17 protein-coding genes and 1 pseudogene are annotated in these 24,749 nt (G+C 46.2%); 13 read left to right on the plus strand and 5 right to left on the minus strand.

Going from position 1 to position 24,749, the window contains the following annotated elements:
- Positions 1 to 70: 70 nt before the first annotated feature.
- On the plus strand, positions 71 to 286 hold the full coding sequence (locus HQN88_RS15470) for a hypothetical protein (RefSeq protein WP_056608664.1): 216 nt from the start codon (positions 71 to 73) through the stop codon (positions 284 to 286).
- Between the two features lie 213 nt (positions 287 to 499).
- Here the strand turns inward: HQN88_RS15470 and HQN88_RS15475 are convergent, their stop codons facing one another.
- A complete protein-coding gene (locus tag HQN88_RS15475; RefSeq protein WP_173113520.1) occupies positions 500 to 835 on the minus strand; it encodes a hypothetical protein in 336 nt (111 codons plus the stop codon).
- Positions 836 to 1,213: 378 nt separating this feature from the next.
- Between HQN88_RS15475 and HQN88_RS15480 the strand changes: the two genes are divergently transcribed.
- From HQN88_RS15480 to arfA, 7 genes and pseudogenes are all read left to right on the plus strand, one after another.
- Entirely contained in the window at positions 1,214 to 3,190 is a 1,977-nt protein-coding gene (locus tag HQN88_RS15480; protein ID WP_173113523.1) for a glycoside hydrolase family 127 protein, read from the plus strand.
- A 152-nt stretch (positions 3,191 to 3,342) separates the two neighbouring features.
- Complete coding sequence (locus HQN88_RS15485; protein WP_173113525.1) at positions 3,343 to 4,755, plus strand: ABC transporter substrate-binding protein; 1,413 nt, start codon at positions 3,343 to 3,345, stop codon at positions 4,753 to 4,755.
- Positions 4,756 to 4,827: 72 nt separating this feature from the next.
- A complete protein-coding gene (locus HQN88_RS15490) occupies positions 4,828 to 5,751 on the plus strand; it encodes a carbohydrate ABC transporter permease (RefSeq protein ID WP_173113528.1) in 924 nt (307 codons plus the stop codon).
- Positions 5,748 to 6,617 (plus strand): carbohydrate ABC transporter permease, encoded by an 870-nt coding sequence (locus HQN88_RS15495; RefSeq protein WP_173113530.1) that lies wholly within the window; start codon positions 5,748 to 5,750, stop codon positions 6,615 to 6,617. The genes HQN88_RS15490 and HQN88_RS15495 overlap by 4 nt, the downstream gene beginning before the upstream one ends.
- 321 nt (positions 6,618 to 6,938) lie before the next feature.
- Positions 6,939 to 9,644 (plus strand): annotated as a pseudogene (locus HQN88_RS15500) (DUF5695 domain-containing protein); the annotation flags it as partial.
- 57 nt (positions 9,645 to 9,701) lie between these two features.
- On the plus strand, positions 9,702 to 10,067 hold the full coding sequence (locus HQN88_RS38395) for a galactose-binding domain-containing protein (RefSeq protein ID WP_420794134.1): 366 nt from the start codon (positions 9,702 to 9,704) through the stop codon (positions 10,065 to 10,067).
- A 185-nt stretch (positions 10,068 to 10,252) separates the two neighbouring features.
- On the plus strand, positions 10,253 to 11,764 hold the full coding sequence (arfA, locus tag HQN88_RS15505) for an arabinosylfuranosidase ArfA (protein ID WP_173113533.1): 1,512 nt from the start codon (positions 10,253 to 10,255) through the stop codon (positions 11,762 to 11,764).
- A 381-nt stretch (positions 11,765 to 12,145) separates the two neighbouring features.
- Here the strand turns inward: arfA and HQN88_RS15510 are convergent, their stop codons facing one another.
- Positions 12,146 to 13,036 carry a helix-turn-helix transcriptional regulator gene (locus HQN88_RS15510; RefSeq protein WP_173113536.1) on the minus strand — a complete coding sequence of 297 codons (891 nt, stop codon included), beginning with the start codon at positions 13,034 to 13,036 and terminating at the stop codon, positions 12,146 to 12,148.
- 203 nt (positions 13,037 to 13,239) lie between these two features.
- Between HQN88_RS15510 and HQN88_RS15515 the strand changes: the two genes are divergently transcribed.
- The 4 genes from HQN88_RS15515 to HQN88_RS15530 all read left to right on the plus strand — a co-directional run bounded on the left by HQN88_RS15515 (position 13,240) and on the right by HQN88_RS15530 (position 16,672).
- The gene (locus tag HQN88_RS15515) at positions 13,240 to 14,010 is read left to right on the plus strand and encodes an NUDIX domain-containing protein (protein WP_173113538.1); all 771 of its coding nucleotides are present in this window, start codon (positions 13,240 to 13,242) and stop codon (positions 14,008 to 14,010) included.
- Positions 14,011 to 14,088: 78 nt separating this feature from the next.
- Positions 14,089 to 14,757: a nicotinamide riboside transporter PnuC gene (pnuC, locus tag HQN88_RS15520; protein ID WP_173113541.1), complete on the plus strand. Its 669-nt coding sequence runs from the start codon at positions 14,089 to 14,091 to the stop codon at positions 14,755 to 14,757.
- A complete protein-coding gene (locus HQN88_RS15525) occupies positions 14,730 to 15,779 on the plus strand; it encodes an AAA family ATPase (RefSeq protein ID WP_173113543.1) in 1,050 nt (349 codons plus the stop codon). Before pnuC ends, HQN88_RS15525 begins: the two co-directional genes overlap by 28 nt.
- Complete coding sequence (locus tag HQN88_RS15530) at positions 15,779 to 16,672, plus strand: ADP-ribosylglycohydrolase family protein (protein ID WP_173113546.1); 894 nt, start codon at positions 15,779 to 15,781, stop codon at positions 16,670 to 16,672. The genes HQN88_RS15525 and HQN88_RS15530 overlap by 1 nt, the downstream gene beginning before the upstream one ends.
- Before the next feature lie 88 nt (positions 16,673 to 16,760).
- On the opposite strand, the gene HQN88_RS15535 is transcribed toward HQN88_RS15530, so the two are convergent.
- Together HQN88_RS15535 and HQN88_RS15540 are read right to left on the minus strand one after the other, a co-directional pair.
- The gene (locus HQN88_RS15535; protein ID WP_173113548.1) at positions 16,761 to 19,358 is read right to left on the minus strand and encodes an S-layer homology domain-containing protein; all 2,598 of its coding nucleotides are present in this window, start codon (positions 19,356 to 19,358) and stop codon (positions 16,761 to 16,763) included.
- 4 nt (positions 19,359 to 19,362) lie between these two features.
- Positions 19,363 to 21,696, minus strand: a complete 2,334-nt coding sequence (locus tag HQN88_RS15540) for a dockerin type I domain-containing protein (protein WP_173113551.1) — start codon at positions 21,694 to 21,696, stop codon at positions 19,363 to 19,365.
- A gap of 316 nt (positions 21,697 to 22,012) precedes the next feature.
- On the opposite strand from HQN88_RS15540, the gene HQN88_RS15545 reads away from it, so the two are divergent.
- Entirely contained in the window at positions 22,013 to 22,681 is a 669-nt protein-coding gene (locus HQN88_RS15545; RefSeq protein ID WP_173113554.1) for a response regulator transcription factor, read from the plus strand.
- A gap of 2 nt (positions 22,682 to 22,683) precedes the next feature.
- Here HQN88_RS15545 and HQN88_RS15550 read toward each other — a convergent pair whose 3' ends face one another.
- A complete protein-coding gene (locus HQN88_RS15550) occupies positions 22,684 to 24,126 on the minus strand; it encodes an ATP-binding protein (RefSeq protein ID WP_173113557.1) in 1,443 nt (480 codons plus the stop codon).
- Between the last annotated feature and the right edge of the window lie 623 nt (positions 24,127 to 24,749).

Here is a 24,749-nt window from a genome sequence, read left to right on the forward strand (position 1 = left end):
AAATCATTCAAATGGGTTAATCTTCTAATTGTTGGAAGACAAATCAAGTAGAGAGAAAGGAGTGGAACCAATGGAAATGATGAGCATGAAAATGATGATGTCGATGTGTATGGAAGAAATGATGTGTAAAATGAACAACATGAAGATGATGATGGATTGCATGCAAGGCATGGAAATGGCAGACATGATGGATATGGATATGATGATGTCCAAGATGCAGTCTTGCGATGAGATGATGACAATGATGATGGGTATGATGCGTGAAATGAAACAAACCGCTGTGTAAGATTCGTCCTTATACAAGGAGTTATCGCACACACACGGTAATCATTGGATTCATACGATGAAATTTTTATTGCCAGTACATATCAATCTGCAAATTGATGCGTACCCGTTTAAAGCAATTCTGCAGAGCAGATGACTGCATGCATGGAAATGATAATAGACATGAACCGATGTCCGGTAGAGCGGTAATCCGCATACGGGATTTTTTGCATTTCTAGCTATGATAAGTCGCGTTCAATTGTTTACCAATTTCAACTCGCTGTAGTTTCAATCCCCAAACTTCCTCGATCAACCGAGAAGAGACATACACGTTATCCGTTTCCCTCAACTGTCTGTATAGCTCCAGCATCTTCTTATTGACGGCATCGAACTGGTGCCATAGTTGGCTTATTTGATATTCAAGTGTCGTTTGTTGCATATATAAGGCTGATTTACTCAGCGTCTGTATAATTTCGTTCTGCCATTGGACGTCCCCGATTTGTTTCGCATAGTTCAACAAATCCAGATAATCATCTTTCCAGCGTTGCTCTAATGTCACGGTTTTTAGCATGGCGTTTACCTCGTTTCGGTGTTATACCTAGTATTATACTCGGAATTAACGGAATTGCAAGTGCGAAAATTAATTAATTCAAAAGTTAGTAAAATCGTAGTGTTTATCTAAATAATAAATCCACTACTCTGATGGTATTCCGACTTATAAGTCATTTTCCTTCGCGGAAGAAAGCGCGCCACACTCGATGAAATAAAGGATAGAAGGAGAAATGGAAGGTAAGAGTGGTGATCGCATTTGTGATATTTTTGATATTTCCTATTGGTTGTAATTTCTAAAAAAGTAGTTGTAAAACTTTAATTAATACCAGGCTATCCCATGTATTATAAATGTAGCGCTTTCATTAAGGAGGCGGAATTTATAAAAGGGGCATACCTGATGAGTATTATATCTATCTCAACACCTGTTCAATTGAAGAACGTGATCATCCAGGATGACTTCTGGTCCCCTTATATTTCATTAATTCGCGATGTTGTCGTACCTTACCAGTGGGAGGCGCTGAATGACCGAATCGAAGGCAACGAGCCGAGTCACGCCATCCAGAATTTCAGAATCGCTGCGGGATTGGAGCAGGGCGACTTCTACGGCATGGTGTTCCAAGATAGCGACGTGGCCAAGTGGCTTGAAGCCGTCGGTTATCTTTTGGAGCAAATGCCTGATCCCGATTTGGAAAAGGTAGCGGACGAAGTTGTCGATCTGATCGCTAGGGCGCAGCATGAGGACGGATACGTAAATACGTATTTTACACTTAAAGAAAAGGCAGGCAGATGGACGAATCTCGCGGAGTGCCACGAGCTCTACTGTGCGGGGCATCTGATCGAGGCAGCGGTCGCCTATGAGAAGGCAACGGGGAAGAGCAAGATTCTAGAAGTGGCTTGCAAGCTGGCCGACTGCATCGATGAGACGTTCGGGCCAGAGGATGGCAAGATCAAAGGCTATGATGGGCATCAAGAGGTCGAGCTGGCGCTAATGAAGCTCTACAGAGCCACTTCTAACGATCGTTATATGAAGCTGGCGAAGTTTTTCTTGGATGAGAGAGGGCAGAGTCCCCACTTCTACGATTTAGAGTTTGATCGCCGCAATGGCGAGATTCATTTCCAAGCGCTGAAGATAGCCAAGGACAAATCTTACAGCCAAGCGCATGTCCCGATTCGCATGCAGCAGACGGCTGAAGGTCACGCGGTGCGGGTCGTATACATGTGCACGGGTATGGCCGACGTCGCGGCAGCAACTGGAGACGAGGATTTGTTAAAGGCATGCCGAGCGCTCTGGCATAACATCGTGAACAAGCGGATGTACATTACGGGATCGATCGGCTCAATGTCTTACGGCGAATCGTTCACGCTCGATTACGATTTGCCGAACGATACGGCTTACGCCGAGACGTGCGCATCGATCGGTCTTATCTTCTTCGCCCAGCGCATGCTTCAGATCGAGCAGAGAAGCGAATACGCGGACGTCTTGGAGAGAGCGCTCTATAACACCGTTATTGGCGGAATGTCTCGCGATGGACAGCATTTCTTCTATGTGAATCCCTTGGAAGCTTGGCCCGAAGCGAGCGGTAAGAATCACAATTTCGATCACGTGAAGATGGAAAGGCAACGATGGTTCGGCTGCGCTTGTTGCCCGCCTAATATCGCGCGATTGCTAGCCTCTCTCGGCAGCTATATCTACTCGTTCCATGGGCATACCCTTTATGCTCACTTATATATTGGAAGTCAAGTCACGGTGGATGTGGACGGCAGCGCCGTTGGGCTCATCCAGCATTCCGAGCTGCCTTGGAACGGAAATATTAAATTCGAGCTGACGATGGATGGGCCCAAAAACTTCTCCTTGGCTCTTCGGATACCAAGCTGGTGTGGGTCTTGGGATGTCAGGGTTAATGGGCAACCAGTTGCAGAATCCGCTATGCGCCTGTTTAACGGTTATCTTCATCTCGAACGGAAATGGAACGCTGGCGATATCGTCGATTTGGTTCTACCCATGAACGTTAGTCCGATGAAAGGCAATCCGGAAATTCGAGAGACCGTAGGCATGGTCGCCATCCAGCGAGGGCCGATGGTTTACTGCTTGGAGGAAGCTGACAATGGCAAAGGTCTGCATAAGCTGATTATCCATCCGGGCTTCGAAGATCAGATTAATTTCGATGCAGGCTTGTTAGGCGGACTGCTCACCATCGACTTAACCGCTTATCGGATCCAAGACGAGGGCTGGAAGGATCGACTGTACCGGGTGAAAGACGAGGATCACTTAGAAGCGACAACTGCCAGATTCATCCCTTACTTTGCTTGGGCGAACCGGGGAAGCGGCGAGATGAGAGTGTGGATCAGAGAAAATACGGTTTTACCCTCATGAGGTGCAAGGATAGATCACGCTTGTTGACTCTGGTCAAGGAGGGAAGGGAGCAATCGACAATATAACAGTCGTAATAGACAGATGAAATATTCCCTGCCAACGCGGGAGGAATCAAGGAGTGACGGCGAATTATATATGATGGAGGGGTTAATATGAAAACAATGAAAAAAGGGTTCATGGTTAGCGTATCAATGGTCTTGATCTTAAGCATGATGGCTGGATGCTCCACGAATAACGATAAACCAAGCGCATCGCCAACGGGAGATGCAGCTACAAAAGCACCAGAGAAGACGGCAGCTCCTTCCACGGAGAAGGTTAAGATTACGTATTCGATGTGGGGAAGCGAGGCTGAAGGAAGCGCAACCCAGGCAGCGGCGGATAAGTTTAATGCTTCTCAAAACAGAATCGAAGTCAAAGTACAAGCGATTCCTTGGGAAAACTACATGACGAAGCTGAATACGCAGGCAACGGCAGGTCAATTACCAGATACGGGAATATTGAAGGAGGATGCCGTCATCCAGTGGTCCTCCGATGGGATGTTGAATGATGTAAGTGCCATGTACTCGGGAAGTGACAGCAAGCCGTTGGATAGCCTAGCTTACAAATATCAAGGCAAAACTGTAGCCTATGCCGCTGCAAATGAAATCCTGCTTCTGTATTACAACAAAGACATGTTCGACAAAGCGAAAGTACCTTATCCGCCAAACGTTCTAGATAAAGCATGGACATGGGACGAATTCGTTGCAGCGGCCAAAAAGCTGACAGTCGACAAGAATGGCAAACATGCTGACGAAGCTGGCTTTAATCCGCAGAGCATCGTTCAGTACGGCGCATCCGTCGAAAATTTGGCATGGCAGTTGGAAGCTTGGGTGCTTAGCAATGGCGGGGGTTTCTATAACAATGACGGTACAGCAGTGAGAATTGGGGAAGACGCCAGTATCGAAGCGATTCAGAAAGTCGCGGATCTGTACTTGAAAGACAAAGTTGCTCCGTTGTCGGTTGGACAGACGGATGATGGCATTCAGCGTACGATCATCGCGGGAACGGTCGCCATGGCTACGAACGGCCAGTGGAACATCGGAACTAGCTTGAATGCAGCCAAGGAAGCAGGATTGAAATATGGCGTTGCCGTATTGCCTTACATGAAGGAAAAAGTTACCCTCAACACGGGCGGTGCCAATGTCGTATTCTCCCAAACCAAGCATCCGAAAGAAGCGATGGAATGGCTCAAATGGTACACAGCTGAAGAAAACAACTGGGGACTGATCTCATCCGGTATTTGGATGCCAACACTGAAGAAGTGGTATACAGATGAAACACTTACGCATAAGTGGGTCGACAATAAGAACTTCCCTCCATATGCCGAATACAAGTCAGCTGTCGTCGATTATGCACAATCCACAGCGGCGAGACCAGCTTCTTGGTTCTTTACGAATCATACGACAGACTTTAATACATTGCTAGGATCGGCTTTAGGGGATGTTTGGACCGGAAAAGCTACGGCTAAGGATGCCATTACCAAAAATCTTGAAGCTTTGAAAGCAGCCAATAAAGGCAAAAAATAACGTATAGGAAGGATGACCGTCAAGAACAAGCAAGCGGCGGTCATCCTTCACATATGAAGTGGGGGGCAAGATATGGAAACCTTTAATAAACCTCAGCAACGCCGTTCCCGCTTTCTTTCAAGCGAGGCAAGAGTTGCTTACATATGCTTGATTCCGGCAATACTCGGGCTGATCTTCCTGACCTACCTGCCTCTTCTTGGCGTGTTGGGCATTAGTTTGACGAATTGGACGGGGCTAAAAAATCCTGAATTCGTCGGTTTCAGCAATTACATCACGCTATTTACCACCGATCCTTATATTAAAGATTCAATTATCGCAACGCTCTACTTCGCATTTTTATCTGTAGCCGGAAGCATGATTTATTCACTTTTTATCGCGATGCTGTTGAACCGTAAAATTCCCGGAAGAGGTTTTTTCAGAGCTGTATTCTATGTTCCTTTCGTTTTGCCTGCTGCCGCTATATACGTAGGATGGTCCTGGCTTTACGAGGCCAATTTTGGTTTCTTCAACTATCTCCTCTCCGAAATCGGATTGAATAAAGTTCTCTTTATCGCGGATTCCAATTACGTAATCCCATCGCTTTCATTGATAGCGGTCTGGCTGTCGGGGAACTTAATCGTTATTTTTTTGGCTGGTCTTCAAAGCGTTCCGAGCGTCTATCATGAAGCAGCTGAAATGGATGGCGCGAACGGATGGAATCGCTTTCTTCATATCACCTTGCCTTGTATGACGCCGATCATCTTTTATAACCTGTTGCTGAGTCTGATCGCCAATCTCCAGGTTGTTACACCTGCCCTTGCTCTGACCAATGGCGGTCCGGGCAACTCTTCCCGATTCATGACTTATCTGATGTATGATCAGGCATTCGTCAATTACAAGCTGGGCTATGCCTGCGCGACGACCTTTATTATTTTCGCCATTCTTGCTGCTTTTACTGCCGTTTTGTTCAAGACATCGAAACGGTGGATCTTTTCCGAAGGAGACGACGATAAATGAGCGAAGTCGCATACGCCAGATTAAAGAGCAAGAAACGCAGTGAACGAACGATGAACGTGCTTACATTTATAGTCGTCATTGTATTTGCCCTCATCGTACTCTTCCCGATTTGGTGGATATTCCGTACGTCACTGATGACGAACCCCGAGATCTACAAGTATCCGCCGTCTCTCATACCGAAAAATTGGTTGTTTTCCAATTATGAAAAAACATTGAATGTATTTAAATTCTGGAAGTATTTGTGGAATACGATGATTATTATCGTGCCTTCCTGCTTGGGGGGGACGTTCACGGCTACCTTGTGCGGATATGCCTTTGCGAGGTTGCGGTTTAGAGGCAAACAATTGATCTGGATGCTCTGCGTCGGTTCTATGCTCTTGCCTGCCATGGTAACGCTCATTCCGCTGTACATTGGATGGACACGGGGGCTGGGGCTCCATGACAGCTATCTGCCATTGATTCTGCCCTATTTTTGCGGCGGCGGCGCTTTTAATATCTTTCTGATCAGGCAGTTCATTCTCTCCATACCGAGAGAACTCGACCAAGCGGCAACGATAGACGGCGCAGGGTACTTCCGGATTTTGTTCAGCATTATCATGCCGGCGATCAAGCCCGCTATGATCGTCGTCGCCTTATTTATTTTCATCGGCTTATGGAATGATTTGCTCCAACAAATGATTTACATTAATTCGAGCGAAAAATTCACCATAGCGTTGGGGCTTACTAATTTTAAGGGTCAATTAAAGCAAGATTGGTCGTTAACGATGGCAGCCACGTGTCTGTCCTTTGCGCCAGGCGTCATTTTCTACCTGATCGGTCAGAAGTATTTTGTAGAGGGAATCACGTTGACCGGTATGAAAAGTTAAGGCTAATGAACCCCTTAAAGGATAATCCTTTAGGGGGTTTTTCAGGTTGATATTTTTAAATAAATCTACCCTGACAATAGTTCATATAATGTAAAAATAGGTTGTGAAACTTAAAGTAAATCACACAAATTTTAGATATGATAGAAAATGTAAGCGCTACAAAATTTATCAAATAAGGAGGTGTGCCGCAAAGGATGACAGCACGATACAGCCAGGATCGAAGCCAAATAGTAAGAGGAATCCCTGCTAGATGTCGAAGAAATTTAAGATGAGAAGAGAGGTTTTCTAATGAAGCAAATACTTAGTAAGTATTGGAGTAAGATGTCAAAGTTACAGCGAGTGCAACTGTTTGCAGCTTCCACGATTACAGCCGCAGCCATTCTGTTGGTACCACAGCTAGCTTCAGCCAATACCATTACGAATAGTAATTTTACGGTTCAGACGGGTACGAATGGCGAAATTACTTCGCTACAAATTGGCGGGGATACCTATCCAACCAATTATGTCATGAATGCAACGAATGCACCGAATCAGAATACAGCGGATCATCAATGGGTTGGGGAGCTTATGTTTACGTATAAGCTTGGAACCGGGGCTTGGACACAAGCGCTTTCGAGTAAATCAGCGGATGGCAGAACGACATCCCAAACGGGCAATACCGTCAATATTACGTATCAGAATTCAACCAACAGTGCAGGGATTAAAAACTTCAAAGTGGATGAATCGTACTCCCTTGTGAGTGACTATTTGAAATGGCAAATTACCGTTACCAATACGAGTACGCAAACTTTGGAAATCGGAGATTTCGGCCTCCCGCTCCCCTTCAATGAATTCTTCACTGCCGGCAATAATGACGAAATTTATGAGACACGTGTCATTACACATGCTTTTATCGGTAACAATAGTTCCTATATTGTGGCGCAGCGCCCTAGCGGTATTGGTCCTTCTCTGCTCATGGTACCTGATACGACGACGGGAGCGGGTCTTGAGTATCAAGACAATTGGCGCGTTGAAGAGCATCCAGGCAGCATGTGGGCAGCGGATCAAGGTGGCTATGCGAAGGGGCTGAATGTGTACTATATTCACTCCAATGTGATTAAAAGCAATGGTCGTGGATATTTGCCTAACACGAGCCTAACGTTAGCGCCAGGCGCAAGTAAAACGTATGCCTTCAAATTTTTCAAAGCTGCGGATGAGTATGCCGTTCAAGATAGGCTGTATAGCGAAGGCATGGTCGATTTTAATGTGGTTCCTGGCATGATCGTGCCAACGAATCAGACGGTTAAGTTTGATTTGCATACTTCCAAAGCCATTACAGCCGTTACTCCACAATATCCTTCAGAAACGACAATTACGTCTTTAGGTACGACGGGAACAGATCACAAATTGTATCAGATGACGATGACCCATTTGGGACAGAACAATATTACGGTTACGTACGGCTCAGGAGAGAAAACAGTTCTTCAATTCTATGCGATTGAACCTATCGATGCTGCGTTACAGCGGCATTCAACGTTCATGGTGAACAATCAACAATGGAATGTGCCAGGGGATATTCGTGATAAAGTGTTCGATGATTGGATGATGCAGACCAAAGCTAAGCGAAATAATTTCGCTGGATACTGGGGTTGGGGAGATGACTGGGGACTTACACATGGTCAATTCCTTGCCGAGAAAAATGCGCTTACCCCTATCGCTTCTGAAGTAACAGCCGTAGATAATTATTTGGAAACGGCCGTATGGACCAATTTGATGAATGGTCATCATACTGATTATCTTGTACCAGATTTTCTAATGGCACAGCCGAATACAACGCCAACCTATCGGGGCTATGCGTATCCGCACATTTATAATACGTACTTCAGTATGTATAAAATTGCAAAGCTTTACCCGAATCTGGTCACATACAAGAATCCCAAAAATACGTATCTGCTTCGTGCATACAATGTGTTCAAAGCCTTATATGACGGACCTGTCGCCTACAACTGGGAGACGGGATTAATGGGCGAGTTAACGACGCCAGACATCATTAAAGCACTTCAAGATGAAGGCTACACGACGCAAGCAAATGATATCATTAGCAAAATGGCAACGAAATACAGCAATTTCTCAGCAAATGCCTATCCATATGGATCTGAATACAGCTACGACAATACGGGGGAAGAATCTGTCTACATGCTGGCTAAGATGAATAATAACAATACCATCAAAGGTAAAATCAATGCCAAAACGAGAGCAGCACGCGGTCATATGCCAGTGTGGTATTACTACACGGATCCTGTAACCATTACGGGGGATAACTGGTGGAATTTCCAATACAGTACGTCACTTGCAGGTTATGCGATGGATGACTGGATACGTACGAATTCCACGACGCCTGAGAGAGAACAGCGGCTATCTTATGCAGCGAAAATAGCGAATATTAGTGCGATTAATTCGGGTCAAATCAGTAGTGATGCAGCGAATATTGGGGCTGTTTCTTGGACTTATCAAGCAAGCAAAGGAAATCACGGCGCTCTCGGCTTGGATGGCGGTCCTTTATTTAACGGCTGGCGCGGAATGAGCGGTGAAGCTGATCTTGGGCTGTTCGGTGCTTTGAAAATTTTAAGTGCGGATATTGCCGTTGATCCCATCTTTGGCTTGTATGGCTATGGGGCGGACGTTACCCTGAGCAGCGGGAAATATACGATCACACCGAAGGATGGTTTGTTCAAACGATTGAATCTCATTACGGAGAAGTTCTCTATGGAATTAGAGCGCGACCAATATACATCGGCCATCGTGGCAACAGCTAAGAATGATGTCAACTTTACTTTGAAGAATTCGACGACAACAGCAGCCCACGTCACGAAAGTCACCTTCACGGGTCTTGCAGCAGGTACGTATAACGTGCTTGTTAACAACGTGCAAACAGGCACAGTAACAGCGACGATAGGCGCTAAAACCATCGTTAACCTTAGCGTTGGAACGAACGCCACGTACGATGTGAAACTGCAAGTGGGCACACCGTCAGGACCTCAAGATGTAGCACCACAAGGGACAACGACGACTTCGTTCGTATCAGCTTGGGAAAGCCTTGCCGGTCTGAACGATGGATATGCACCCACAAGTTCGAATGACAGAGGGCATTCTGTATATGGAAACTGGGATAATCCAGGTACGACACAATGGGTGCAATATGACTTTGCATCAGCCAAAACAGTGTCCAGTACAGCGATCTATTGGTTTGACGATGATCAAGGAATCGATCTCCCAGCTTCCTATACCATACAGTATTGGAATGGAACCGCATGGGTCAATGTGGCAAGCCCATCAGGACTAGGGGTTGTCGCCAATCAATACAACACGACGACATTTACGCCTGTTTCTACGACCAAGATCCGTGTCAACATAACAGCCAAAGCGACCACATCAACCGGAATTGAATCGTGGCGAGTATTCGGAACATAATCCATTTATAAGAAGCTGCCTCTCGGATCTTCGTAGATCTGAAGGGCAGCTTTCTGTGTAAGTACAGGTGGAAGGCTGGTTTGAATAGGTTGTTATTTTTAAAAATCAGGTTCAAATCATTTAACGATATTCTCCTATGCATGGGCTATACTTGCTTGGTAACTGAAATTAGGAGGAAGCGCAATATGACGACTGTGTTAAAAGCGACTATAAAGTTGGATAAAGATTTTCGAAGGGCTGAAGTCGATGAGCGCATATATGGATCTTTCATTGAACACCTAGGTCGTGCTGTTTATGGTGGCATTTATGAGCCTGGGCATTCAGCAGCAGATGAACATGGCTTTAGACAGGATGTTATCGAGATGATTAAGGAAATCGGCGTACCTATTGTTCGATATCCAGGAGGAAACTTCGTCTCGGGATACAACTGGGAGGATGGTGTCGGACCGATCAGTGGAAGACCTGCCAAGCTGGAGTTGGCGTGGCGTGTACTAGAGCCTAATTTATTTGGAACAAATGAATTTCTCGCATGGACCAAACAAGTCAAAGCACAAGCGATGATGGCTGTAAACTTGGGGACTAAGGGGATAGATGACGCCAGAAACTTGGTAGAATATTGCAATCATCATGCGGGTTCGTATTGGAGTAATTTGCGAATTGCTCACGGCTATCCAGATGCCCATGGGATCAAGACGTGGTGTTTAGGAAATGAAATGGATGGACCTTGGCAAATTGGTGCCAAAACGGCAGATGGCTATGGTCAATTGGCCAATGAAACAGCAAAAGCAATGAAACTCGTTGATCCGACGATTGAGTTGGTCGTATGCGGAAGTTCTTTTCGTAGTATGCCAACCTATGTGGATTGGGAAGCTACCGTGCTGGATCACACGTATGATAATGTGGACTATTTATCCTTGCATACGTACTATGGAAATGCCGATAATGACACTGCCAATTACTTGGCCAAATCGCTGGATATGACAGCTTTTATACAAGAAATTATTGCGGTCTGTGATTATATAAAAGCCAAAAAAAGAAGCAAAAAAACCATGATGCTTTCCTTCGATGAATGGAATGTATGGTTTCATACATTGGAGTCTGACAAAAAGATAGAACCGTGGCAATTTGCGCCTTCGCAGCTTGAAGATGTGTATACCTTGGAAGACGCACTGATGGTAGGTACGATGCTGATAACATTATTAAAACATGCGGATCGCGTGAAAATAGCCTGCTTGGCGCAGTTAGTGAATGTCATAGCCCCGATTATGACACAAACGGGTGGACCTGCATGGCGTCAAACGATCTTTTATCCGTATATGCACACTTCTGTTTATGGAAGAGGCACCGTGCTGCATTCATTTATCGATGTTCCTAAATATGATACGAAAGACTATACGGATGTCCCTTATCTGGATACCGTTGTGGTTCATCGGGAAGAGAAGGACGAACTTACGATATTTGCAGTTAATAAAAGTCTTGATTCCTCACTAGTTGTTTCATGCGACTTGCGCAGCTTTGAAGGATACCGCGTTGTAGAACACATTGTATTGGAAAACAAGGATGTCAAAGCTGTAAATACGATGAATCATCCTAATCGAGTGAAACCGCATTGCGATGGCGATGCTGCCATTCAGGACGATTTGCTAATCGGGACATTGCCAAAGTTATCTTGGAATGTGATACGACTGTGCAAGTAAGTGAACGAGAAATAGCCAGTAACCCTGAGATATCTAGGTTGCTGGCTATTTATTTAAGTAAGTTTGAAACTGCCCTGCTGTCCGCCAGATGAATAGATGGATTTTATGCAGTTAAATATTAGGGTTTTACGATCAAACGCCGAGTAGATGGAAAATATACAGTTAATTTTGCGCATTTTACGCGGTCTGAGCAAAAACGGTAGTTTTAACTACATAATTTACAGTTAAATCGAATTTTCGAGGAAATTCCTCGAGAATAGCTGTAGGTATTCCAGTTAATCAAATGTGTAAATCAGAAAGCCACGCCACACCTACGAAGGAACTCAACCAACAAGGTTCTCCTGCGAGATCCCATGTTTGCGTCTCATGCGGGCATGATGTTCATGAATGGCCTGTATAGTTTTTGCGGAAATTTAAAGGAGAGATCCCTTCTTTGGTTGAGAAGCAGTGTGAGAAGTAGGAGGCGTGCTGAAAGCCACTCTCTTCGGCAACTCTCGCCATGGTCCAATTGGTCTGAATCAGCAGCTTCTTGGACTGTTCGATACGAAATTGAAGCAAATAATCATTGGGGGTCATCCCGAACACTTTCAACATACATTTGGCAATGTAGTTCGGATGATAATTAAGATGCTCTTGTAATAGGGCATTGGATATTTTTTTCGTATAATTTTGGCGAATAAACAGCTCGACTTTTTCAGCTAAATGAAACGCAGTCATGTCGGTTGTTGAAATTAATTCACGGTTAATATGCTGCATAAACAATTGAAACGTATTCTGTTTCCGCCAATTCCGTTGAGAGCGCGATTCCTGTTCCAAGTCGAAGAAATATTCCAAGATTTCTAAGGCTTTGTGATTGAGTTTCATATATTTGGGGATAAATATGGAATTCACTTCAGCATGATTTAGGAAAGCCTTTTGTTTGTGATCCTCAATGAGAGAATTCTGATTCTCTAAACACGTATCCATATCCATATACTCATCCCAGGCACCATACGTATGGAAATGGATCCAAAGGATTTCGGCTTCTTGCTCACAAGGAGCCGTTCCAAAATGCGAGAGATCGGGTCTTAGAATGATGGCATCATTAGGTTGGAGCGTCCATTCATTCGTACCTTCTCCGATGTAAATCGTTCCTTTCTTAACGACGATGAGGTCGAAGGCACCGATGTTAGTCCTGCTTATATGACTCTCCCCCATGTCGTAGTAAGCGCTTCCGCAATCTAAGAAATAAGGAATCGGTGGAGCAATGAAGTGGAGAACAGTTGGTTTCATAGCCTACCTCGTTAAGATCGAATTTGTATCCAACATGTGTGATGGATACCCTTATTTATATTTTACGTGATGTGCCATGTGAAAGAAAGTGATTTTGGCGAAATATAGCGAGAATATGGGCCGATGCCCACTTGACATCTCTTTTAAATATGTCATAATGATAATATCATATCGACATTAAAGTTATAAAGGCAGGTGCCACAATGGACACGAACGAAAAAGAGTCAAATTACTCTTCCCATAAGTATCGGACACCAGACGGTGCACCGAGTGATATTGTCATTTTCACCATTACCTCAACGGAAAAGAATACAACCAAAAAGGCGCTGCCTATTAGGGAACTAAAGGTTCTACTCATACAAAGAAAACAATGGCCATTCGAGGGCCAATGGGCGTTACCTGGCGGGTTCTGCCAAGAGTCGGAGAGTATGTATGCATGTGCGCGGAGGGAGCTCCAAGAGGAGACGGGCGTCGCGGATGTGCATATGGAATATTTAAACGTCTATAGCGAACCTGGACGTGATCCAAGAGGATGGATCATTTCTCACGCTTTCTATGCTTTAGTTCATGAGAAATTGTTGGCTGAAAGGCGTGCCGATACGGATGCGACTGATGTGCGTCTATTTACGGTGAAGGAAGCATTAGAGTTAGCGTTGGCTTTTGATCATCGGGAGATACTGACGGATGCCTTGCATCAGATTCAGAAAAAGATGCTAACGACGACGATTGCCAAGGAGTTCCTTCCTGAAGAGTTCACCATTGGTGAGCTATATCAAGTGATTCAAACGGTTGTGCCGCATTTTGAGGAAAGCAACTTCATTCGCAAAATCACATCTACGCAAAGCCGCAAAGGCATTATTGAGGAAGCGGTGAATCGCAACGGAGAGCCGAAGCTTTCCAATCGCTACTCGCAGAGAGCTGCACAGCTCTATTGTTTTACGGATCTGACGCCTCAGCTGTCGATTTACAGCTAGGCGGCTCTCTTTTACCTTTTGATAATGTCATAATGAGAGTATTGTTTGTTGGGAATTAATCTTAAGGAGGCGTTACGTATGAGAAAAGCATGGACATTTGTGGCATTATTCATTGGTATGGTTGCTATCGCCATCTACACGTCATCAACGGTTATTGAAATCGTCGCGACTACGACAGGCTTGTTATGCGTATGGTTAACAGCAAAGGAAAATATATGGTCATGGCCAATTGGATTGGTCAATGTGGGTTGTTTCTTCGTGATGTTTGGGGAAGCGAAACTATACGCGGATACGATGCTGCAGGTGTTCTTTTTCATCTTGAGTGTGTATGGTTGGATCATTTGGCTGACGAAAAGAGAAGGTACCAAGGTGCGTCCGACTAGAAAAATAACACCGCGACTCACGTTCATCCTAAGTGTACTTGTGGTAGTGATGACCCTGCTCTGGGGCTATGTCCTGCAAACATACACAGATGCCTCCATTCCCTATGCGGATGCTTTCATTGCTACTTTAAGCCTTATAGCACAGTATTTACTTTCGTCAAAAGTGCTAGAGAATTGGCTTGCCTGGATTGCTGTCGACGTGATGTCGGTAGCGATGTACGCGTACAAAGATTTGTATGCTGTTGCCTTCTTATACCTTATTTTCTTGTTCATCGCCATTGCAGGCTATGTTGGATGGAAACGTGAACTACACAACATAGAACGGAGGGATTTCATATGTCACAACAGAATAGAACAGGCTTGACTTTAGGAAAGTTTGCACCGCTGCATGCAGGTCATCAATTCATGATTGAGACTGCGATCAAGGAGATGGATGAAGTGATCGTTGTCATCTACGACTGTCCCGAAACGACGGATATCCCTTTGCGTGTGCGATCCAATTGGATTCGTACCCTCTATCCGCAAGTTCATGTTATCGAAGCGTGGGACGGTCCCCATGAAATAGGTGATACACCTGCGATTAAAAAGATGCATGAGGCTTATATCCTGCAGAAGCTGGAGGGGCGGGAGATCACGCATTTTTACTCCAGCGAGTTTTATGGTGATCACATGAGCGCGGCTTTGGGAGCAGAGAATCGCCAGGTAGATCCGGATCGGAGCACATTTTCGGTTTCGGGTACGCAAGTGCGGGGGAATCCTTTTGACAATAGAAAGTTTCTGAGTCCAATTGTTTATAAAGATCTGGTTGCGAAAGTCGTATTTCTCGGCGCTCCCTCGACAGGGAAATCCACACTTACCGCTTACATGGCGAATCAGATGCATACAAGTTGGATGGTGGAGTATGGACGGGAGTATTGGGAGAAGCATCAAGTGGATCGCAGATTATCGTTAGAGCAGTTAGAGGAGATCGCGGAGGGGCATTTGGAAAGGGAGGAGCTGCTTGTGATAGAAGCGCGAGATGTCCTCTTCGTGGATACCAATGCGATTACAACGTATATGTTCTCTCATTATTACCACGGTAAGGCTACGCCACGTTTGACTCAACTGGCTGTGGATGCGGCATCGCGGTATGATCTTGTTTTTGTTTGTGATACGGATATTCCTTATGCTGATACTTGGGATCGTTCGGGAGAGGTGCAGCGGTTTGTGTTTCAGAAGCAGATTATCGCGGATCTTAAAATGAGGCAGATCCCGTATTTCCTATTACAAGGAACGCTCGAGGAGAGAGCGGAAAAAGTCTGTCATATTTTGCAATCATATCAGAAATTTCAAAGTTTGAGTGAATGTATATTGAAACAAACGAGTCACGGTGCTGGGAAGGAGTAATGGATATGAACAAACAAGACGTATTGAATAAAATCAAAGGCGGGATCTATGGCGTCGCGATCGGTGATGCGTTGGGCGGCACGACGGAGTTCATGAGTGTCAGGGAAATCAAAGCGAGATACGGATATTTAACGGAGATTATTGGCGGAGGCGCCTGGCGCTTGGAGCCTGGTGAAGTGACGGACGACACGATGATGACGTTGTGTGTGGCGGAGGGGATTTTGGAAAATCCAGCGCACCCTTTGGATGCTATCGGTGATCAGTTCATGAAATGGTATCATACGAGGCCGAAGGATATCGGCAACATCATCAGACATACATTTGAAAATGTACAGGAGAGTTGGTTCGAGGCTGCTTACGTAACGCACATTGAAATGGGCCAAAGTGCTGGGAATGGTTCACTGATGCGTTGTTTGCCAGTAGCGTTGGCGTACACGGAGTGGAAAGATATCGAGCGAGTTTCCCATATGCAATCGAAAATGACCCATTATGACGAGAGATGCAATGAAGCATGCATCCTGTATAATCGCATTGCCTTTCGTCTGCTGCTGGGAGAAGCAATGAAAGATGTGATCCAGCAGGAGCTGATCGGAACGGAATACGAAAGTATACTCACATCCGAACCCAATTGCGAAGCTACCGGCTTCGTAGTGAATACATTCCGCTGGGTGCTCCACATTTTGCTGGAAGCTTCCGACTTTAGTGAAGTTGTTCAAAGGGCGGCTAATCTAGGCGGAGACTCCGACACGATAGGTGCCATTGCTGGTGGGTTAGCAGGCATTTATTGTGGCTATGAAGGGATACCAGCTACGTATGCTGAGGCGATTCTGATTAGGGAGCGGTTGGATGAGATTGTGATAAGGTTGGTTGGGTTGAGGGATGGGTTGAATTAATTCATACAAGATCTCTTTTTGACAGTCGATTGTGTTGGCAAGAGCACTAAAAAGGACGTGCAAGATGCACGTCCCTTTCTGTTCCTCTTTAATTCTCAATGCCAGCGCCATTGCTGGTAAAGCTATGGTCTACGGAAGCTTCCATAATATCCGCGAAAGCCCAATACGTCTTCGCCACGTCATTCCACTGCTGCGAAATACTACTGAAGTGGCTTGGTTTGTGGCCGAGCATTCTATTGATCATCACGACTGCTTCTGCACGAGTGATTAGCTGTTCTGGCTTGAAGCTGCCGTCTGTATAACCTTGCATAATACCCGCAGCCTGAGCCTTCACAATTGCTGCCTTCGCCCAATGGCCGGTGATATCGGTGAAGCCTTCTCCGATTGTACCATCTGCGATGAGATTAGCGGCGAAGCTCGCCATTTCAGCTCGTGTAATTGCTTGATCCGGGGCAAACGTGCCGTCCGGGTAGCCGCTCATCAACGGCATAGCTGAAACTTTGGTAATAGAATCAGCTGCCCAATAGTCACTAGGAACGTCGCCGTAAGAGATATTCTTAGCTTGCGCATCTTTTACGAAAACGCGGGATGTGATTGTAGCAATTTCTGCGCGAGTTATCGCATTTTCCGGACGGAACGTTCCGTCTTCATAGCCTTTCACATAAGCGCTATGTGTTTCTGCCTTATGGTCCAAATGAACAAGAGAGAATGTACTAAACTTATTTACGGAGAATTGTAAGCCTAGGTCACCCTCCGAAGATCCGTACGGTACCAATTGGCCGTACAGCAGTTCCTTCGTGCCGTCGCTATGCTCGACATAGATAGCCAGGTTCTTAAGTTCTTCTTTGCTCAGTTGTATGTCTTTGAGCGGCATTACGAGATCAACTTTGCGGTTTTGCAGGTTCGTTTCAATCGTCATGGGACGGCCTACAACCGTGACACCTTGATCGCCGACTACCATCAGTACGATTTGTTCTTGATCTGCACGCTTATTAATCTTTTGCTTCTCTGCATCGCTCTTGACCGGTACGAAGTGAAAGTACAGATCATCGGTGAAGCCTTGAAGCGACTCGTTCGGGATGTTGATCTTGACGTTATCGGTCACGATGCCGATGTCGATGTTGGCGTCTGCGAATAGGCCGCTTGCTTCTTTGGGCACCGTTACATGAACTTCAGACACCTCGTCCTTCGCATCCGGGATGATGATGTTAGCCGTATTCAGTCCTGCTTCCCGAATAGCAGCCACTGACTGCTTCGCTTGCTGGATCGTCAACTGCACTTTATCGCTTTTTGTACCGTCGGCTTTGGTCGTTCTTTCAATTTCCGCTTTCGACACCGGTGCTGTATCCTTGGATCCTGGCGCTTTCACATCGACTTGAATTATTTCCTTTACAGGTGCAGTGCTCTGGGACTCTTCTTGCGGCGATACCGTTACGCTGCCTGCGTGAAGTGTCTTTGTCATTTCCACAGCCAACGCGTCTGTCAGCGTGAATTGTTGGATACTGTTCTCGTCGGTTATTGTTAAAGCTTTCACACCGTAAGACGCAGTAGCTTTGATTTTAAAAGTTATCATGAACAGGTTTTGACCGCCCGTTAGGAGTTGGTCGCCACCAGAGCTATCGGCCCAACCGGTCCTCAGATACCCGTCTTTATTGTTGTAAATGCTGTCAAACACGGTTGCTTGAGGTCCCGTTATAGTCATTACTTCAAGCGCAGTAGCATCGAATGCCACGCGCATGCCGAACGAACCTACACCGGACGACGCTGAGTTCAGTGTAACAGGAACCTGCACGACGGTGCCGGGCTGGCTGTTACGGGTACCGATCGAAACAGTAGCCGTACCTGCCGTTGCAGTCACAGGACCTGCAACTGGGCTTAGGATCGGTGATCCGGTGGTTGCACCACCGGATGCTACTGGCGTTACTTCAAAAAGAATATATTTGCCTAGTTGATCGTTTCCTAACTCAAAAGTCTTGCCCGTTGCCGCCGGAATGATCATTTTATCCGAGCCGGCCGAGTCACTGGCCTGATACCATTGGTAGGTAGATGCAGCCTCCGCGTTGCTTTCCGTATCCGCATAGGTGTAATTCCCTGTTAATGTCTCACCGACATTCAGCGTACCGTCGATGCTGACATTGCTGGCCGTCGGGGTGTCGTTCAGTACCGTAACTTTGCCCGAAATCAATTGATTAATTTCTATTGGGTCCTGGTCTAGGGTAAACGAACCGCCATCCAGCGTAATATTCGTGTCTCCTGGAGCTGAAGTAGGATTAATGGCAAACTGCATGGAAAACACTTGTTTCCGTTCATCAATGAAGTTGTTGGGGAACATAGCTGCAGTGACATACACGCTGCCTGTGACCGAATTTGAGGTATCGAAAGTTCCAGCCTCCGCATCGTTAGCAATGGCCCCGGTTAGTGTCAGTATAGTTGGATCGTAATTCACTTTCATTGTATATTTCCGGAAGCTGTCGTCTACCATCATGGTATCACCTGGCTGCATATACACGGCGATAGACACTGTTTGTCCACTGTGACCAGAAGTACTGATCACTTCAGCTTTGAAAGTTGAGAGAGAGCCCGCATAGGCCATCGGAAGAAGTCCAAGCAGTAGGCAAGCCATCAGCAACAGTGAAATGGTGCGGCGAAGCGAACGATTTGTTAAGAAAGAATTCCGGTTCTTCAAGAGGTTACACTCCCTTTCCAAGATAGATATCGAGAATCAGCTGGGCGTCAGTCGCATCGACTTTATTGTCGCCGTTCATATCCAGGGCTTTAAGCTGCTCATTGGTAAGGGTAAGTTTCCCCTGTGAGTATCTCGTAGCGTACAGCGCATCGACGGGCGTAACCATGCCGTCTCCGTTGACGTCCCCTTTGAGTACCCCGACCGGGCTGAGCGTCGAGCTGCTGTCGGCAATGCCCGGTGTAGTACCGGAAGCTGCTGCAGGTGTGACTTCGAAAATAATGTACTTGCCGTACTGCTCCGCTTTCAATGTCAACGTCTTCGAGGTTGCACCGGCAATGGCCGTTTTGTTCGAACCGCTTGCATCATCGGCAGTGTACCACTGGAACATTGTGCCTGCCTCGGCGTCGTTATCGCCATCCGCATACGTATAGCTGCCGTTCAGCGTCTGATTGAGCATCAGGCTGCCAGAAATGATTACATTGCTGGCGAACGGCGCGGAGTTCGCCAGTACAGCCGATGTACTCGTATACGTCGCAGGTATACCGTTCAGCGTACCGATTGTCGCAACAGGTGTCACTTCGAAGGTGATATATTTGCCAGCTTCTGCACTGGTCAAGCTCAGGTTGGCTGTTGTCGCGCTTGGGATGGCCGCTTTGCCAGTTCCCGCAGCATCCGTTGCCGTGTACCATTGGAACGTCGTTGTACCTTCAAGGTCACTCTCCGTATCGCCATACGTATATGTTCCAGTCAAAGTATTGCCTTCCTTCAGCGTTCCTGTGAAGCTGACGCCCGTTGCTGTTGGCGCTTCGTTCGCTAGTACCGCGCTGGCGCTTGTATACGTCGTAGGCGTACCGTTCAGCGTACCAGTTGTCGCAACAGGTGTCACTTCAAAGGTGATATATTTGCCAACTTCTGCACTGGTCAAGCTCAGCGTGGTTGTTGTTGCACTTGGAATGGCTGTTTTATCAGTTCCCGCAGCATCCGTTGCCGTGTACCATTTAAACGTCGTTGCTCCTTCCGTATCGCTCTCCGTATCGCTGTACTGGTACGTGCCTGTCAGTGTGTTGCCTTCCTTCAGCGTACCAGTGTAGTTGACACTTGTTGCGGTCGGTTTATAGTTCGACGGTCCCATCTGCGCAACGCGCACTTGGTTGGCAGTTCCATCGCTTTCCGGGAAAATCGCATAAAGTGAGCTATCGAACACGGTCAAGTAACCGTAGGTAGCGCTCATAGAAGTATTTTTATTCAAGCCTTGTGTTGTGTTGCCGTCAGTCCACGTCCATGTCTGGCCGTCGTATTGTTTGACACGAACGTGAGAATTTCCCAAGCCCTCTTGCCAAATCAGGTACAGATTATCATCGAAAACCGTCATTCGGGGCAACCCGGCGAATGCGTTTATACCGCTGTAACTGATCCCAGAGCCGCCGTCGATCAACGTCCAGTTCACACCGTCATACTTTTTGACACGAATCTGGTTATCCTCAGACCAAGCAACGTATAATTCGTTGTTATAGGATGCTAGTGTTGGTATATTGGCCCACTTAGTGGAGTCAATATTCAAACCTGTGTTGGGAATGCCACTGACAAAGTTCCATGAGGAACCGTCATACGATTTAACCCACACTACCTTGCCGCTTGTGCTGTTGCTCTCAGACCAGGTAACGTAGAGTTTGCCATCATGTAAGGCTACTTCCGCATTTTGTCCAGCTTGTGTGGTATCTTTATTTAACGGTGAACCGCCGCCGTTTACCGGACTCCAGCTGGAACTTCCGGAATACTTTTTGACCCTGAGACTACCGTAGGCTTCGTCCCATATGACATACAATTCATTATTATATACAATGGGCTTCGGATTCCGGGCATTGTCGTTGACGTTCACGTTAATTCCGTTCGCTCCGCCGCCGTCAACGCTGCTCCATGTCGTGCCGTTGAATTTAGATATCCGTATCTGATACATTGAACTTACCTCTTGCCAAACTACGTAAAGCTCATTGTTGAACACCAATGGTGTCGGGTAGATTGCGTCCTTATTTGCATCTTTGTTCAATGGCGTGTTGTTATCCGCTGTGACCCAGGAGCCGTTGGCATACTTTTTCACACGAATTTGGCCATTCGTTCCATTCGATTCCGACCAAGACGCATACAAAGTGCCGTTCAGAACGGCCATCTTAGGAGCAGCTGCAGCTTTCGATGGATTATAGTTAATACCTGTCGCTGCATTTCCATCAACGAAATCCCAGGATGCGGCCCTTACAGTAGTACTGTACAGCAAGACCAGTGCGATAAACAGCAGCATGGCAGCTGCGAAGCCGGAACCCCTATACGAAAATCTTTTCAACCTAAAGCCCTCCCCCAAAAGTGAATAAAGTGTTTTGCCGACAGCCGATGCCAGACCTTGATTGCAAATAGTCTTTAAGGCCTATTAATTATCCCGACAAATAGGAAAATCAAAGTTTTTCTTCTTGGAATGGACGGGCTGTCTCCACAAATACTTCATTTCGACAAATTAAAACAAATATTTTCCCATTATTATATGAAAATAGTCCCAACAGGCATAGTGACGGATAGTCACTATTTTTCACCTAAAAGGATGTGAGGGCATTCGCATTACAGTATAATAGAACCATAGTAAGGGAGGAGTGAGAACATAAAGGATGCGAAACCCTTTAAAAGTTATGATCGTGGAAGACGATGCTTTATTAAGAAGCGGATTGGAGCTCGTTATTGAGTCCGAAGAAGATATGGAAGTCATAGGGGCTGCACCAAATGGGCTGGTGGCACTGCAAATATTAGAAACATCCCGCCCTGACCTCGTCCTTATGGATGTGCAAATGCCGGAGATGGACGGCCTTTCCTGTATCAGAGAAATTCGGAAACGGGACGCTGAACTGCCAATTTTAATCCTTACTACTTTTAATGAAGAAGAATATATTTTCGAGGGACTTGCCGATGGTGCTAATGGCTACATCCTGAAGGGACTAGATTTCGAAAAGCTAGTCCAAGCGATTCGCGATACGGTAAACGGGCAATTTGTACTGCCGGCTGAAGTTGCCGCCAAGGTGGCGCAGTATGCCGCTACAAACAGTCATTATATGAAAGAAAAGCGATTAAAGCACTTTTTCGAAACGGACAATCTATTCTCCAAATCAGAACAGCCTATCTTATCCTTGCTGCTCCAAAGATTGTCAAACAAAGAGATCGCCGACACCTTGTTTCTCACTGAAGGAACTGTCAAAAACAAACTATCGGTCATTTACGATAAGATGGGCGTTCAAAACCGTCAGGACGCGATTCGCAGTCTGGAAAGCAGAATCCTGAGCTAAGCTTATTCAGTGGCGGCAGGCAAATGAATATAGAATACGCTGCCCGCACCTGGTTCGCTTCTTACTCCGACCTTGCCCTGATGCTGCTCCACGATTTCTTGTACAATTGCGAGTCCTAACCCGCTGCCCGATTGGTTGTTTTCTCGGTTGGTATAAAACCGGTTGAACACTTGTGTCTGCTCCGAATGCGATAATCCTTTGCCGAAATCCGCCACTTCGAGAACGAACTCGTAGCCGAGTCCGCTCGCGTCGGGCTGAATATAGCCTCTGAGCTCTATTACGTTGCTAATCCCCTTACTGAATGTAACTGCGTTATCCATCAAATTCCGGAGTACCTGAAACATCCGGAATTTATCGATCCGCACATAGATAGCCCTCGCTACGCTGACGGTACCCGAGATATCTTTCTTCAAGCTTATTCCCTCACTATTCATGTCCCCTTCGAACTTGCCGTACAGCTCCTCGATCCACGAACGAACCTCTATACGCTCACATTTAAACACCATGTCCCGCGATTCCAGCTTGGACAATTCGAATAAATCATCGACAAGCCTTTTGACATAAGCAGTCTTGTCTAGTAATTGCCCTGTCATGCTCTGGTTGTCAGTAGACAGTTTTCCCTTCACCATTAACTGCAGGTAGGTCTGGATGCCAACGAGAGGCGTGCCTAGATCATGGGCAATATTCGCAAGCATCTTAGTTCGCTGCTTATTCGCCTCATGCAGACTTCGGGTTCGCTCAGTCACCTTGTCCTCAAGCTGCATATTCGCTGCACCAAGCTCTTTCACCAGCGCGTCGTTTCTTCGGGAAAGCCGTACATACCGGTGTGAAACAATGATCGCTTGAGCCATTATGAACGGAACAATACTGTAGCTGAACAGCTCAACCGTTTCCACCATTCGCAAGAAGTATAATGTATCATTCACCAGAGCGCAGCCGATGAGGATCAAGGTGAGCAGATGAATTAGAGCGCCTTCCCGCTTGCGCAAATACGCCTTTATACCGACATAGATGATGAAGTAGAGCAGGAAAAAAGCCTTCAATGTAGTCTGTAACAGCATCGACTCCGTATAGATGCGGGTAGGGGTTATGCAAATAAACAGGAGCAGGCAGGCGGATACGATCACAGCAAGCTGCAGCATTAGCTTGTGAACCTCTCGGGGATATAAGCTTTTCATGAGAAACACAAGCGTGATGAAGGCGAAAATTTCGCTCGCATATTCCAACCAAGTTAACCATTCCCAACTTTCGAAATGAAGTAGTTCCTTGGACAAATACCCGTTGATGAATAATGTTCTCATCGAAACCGCAAGTGCAAAGAGACCGACGAACAAGGAAGGCTGATCCCTTTTTCTCATGCCGCACATGATCAGGTGGTAAATGCCGATCATCAGTAAACCGCCGATAACAAAGATATCGTAGAGCAGAGGCATCCGTATCGCCATATACGATGTCTCGGTTCATGCCGCCTTCGCGGAAAGAAAAATTCGACACTTGAACGATAATTTCGACATCTCTCTGCTTTGGCTGGAAAAATACTAAATTTATATGGGACTTTGGCTGCTCGTCCTCCAACCGGGTTCCCACGGTTCCAAGTCCCGGTTTCTCTTCACCATCAATCCACAACCGGTAGGCGCTCCCGATCGCGCGAAGAAACAGGGACTTGTTTTTACCCAGGTCGGACTCAGGCAATTTCAAAATCAGCCGATAGGTGCCGAAACCATGACTAGAGAGTTCACTCCCATTTAAGGAGTCCTCGTGCCACGAAGAAGGTACCGATATATACGCAGGATTCAAGTTATCACGTTCAAAATCTGCAGGCCCTAACAGCTGTTTCCAATAAAATTCCCACTCCCCCTGCAAAGGAATGATCGCTTGCTCTTTGGTACCATAATCTAGAATCTCGACAACGCCTTTATGGGGCAGAGACAACCTCTCTTTCCCATCGGAAGCCGATGCTGCCGATATTCCCAACACGCTTATCACAAGTATCCATATTACTGCCATAATCGTCCATTTCTTCATGTTTTCCCCCATATCCCCATAAACCACTTGGAAGTATATCACA

It is taken from the genome of Paenibacillus qinlingensis (genome assembly GCF_013204845.1).
Classification (GTDB): domain Bacteria; phylum Bacillota; class Bacilli; order Paenibacillales; family NBRC-103111; genus Paenibacillus_E; species Paenibacillus_E qinlingensis.

Excerpts from the sequence above, each read along its gene's own strand:
- HQN88_RS15470 (WP_056608664.1), top strand. The coding sequence starts at position 71 with ATGGAAATGATGAGCATGAAAATGATGATGTCGATGTGTATGGAAGAA.
- HQN88_RS15475 (WP_173113520.1), bottom strand. The coding sequence starts at position 835 with ATGCTAAAAACCGTGACATTAGAGCAACGCTGGAAAGATGATTATCTG.
- HQN88_RS15480 (WP_173113523.1), top strand. The coding sequence starts at position 1,214 with ATGAGTATTATATCTATCTCAACACCTGTTCAATTGAAGAACGTGATC.
- HQN88_RS15485 (WP_173113525.1), top strand. The coding sequence starts at position 3,343 with ATGAAAACAATGAAAAAAGGGTTCATGGTTAGCGTATCAATGGTCTTG.
- HQN88_RS15490 (WP_173113528.1), top strand. The coding sequence starts at position 4,828 with ATGGAAACCTTTAATAAACCTCAGCAACGCCGTTCCCGCTTTCTTTCA.
- HQN88_RS15495 (WP_173113530.1), top strand. The coding sequence starts at position 5,748 with ATGAGCGAAGTCGCATACGCCAGATTAAAGAGCAAGAAACGCAGTGAA.
- arfA (WP_173113533.1), top strand. The coding sequence starts at position 10,253 with ATGACGACTGTGTTAAAAGCGACTATAAAGTTGGATAAAGATTTTCGA.
- HQN88_RS15510 (WP_173113536.1), bottom strand. The coding sequence starts at position 13,036 with ATGAAACCAACTGTTCTCCACTTCATTGCTCCACCGATTCCTTATTTC.
- HQN88_RS15515 (WP_173113538.1), top strand. The coding sequence starts at position 13,240 with ATGGACACGAACGAAAAAGAGTCAAATTACTCTTCCCATAAGTATCGG.
- pnuC (WP_173113541.1), top strand. The coding sequence starts at position 14,089 with ATGAGAAAAGCATGGACATTTGTGGCATTATTCATTGGTATGGTTGCT.
- HQN88_RS15525 (WP_173113543.1), top strand. The coding sequence starts at position 14,730 with ATGTCACAACAGAATAGAACAGGCTTGACTTTAGGAAAGTTTGCACCG.
- HQN88_RS15530 (WP_173113546.1), top strand. The coding sequence starts at position 15,779 with ATGGATATGAACAAACAAGACGTATTGAATAAAATCAAAGGCGGGATC.
- HQN88_RS15545 (WP_173113554.1), top strand. The coding sequence starts at position 22,013 with ATGCGAAACCCTTTAAAAGTTATGATCGTGGAAGACGATGCTTTATTA.
- HQN88_RS15550 (WP_173113557.1), bottom strand. The coding sequence starts at position 24,126 with ATGGCGATACGGATGCCTCTGCTCTACGATATCTTTGTTATCGGCGGT.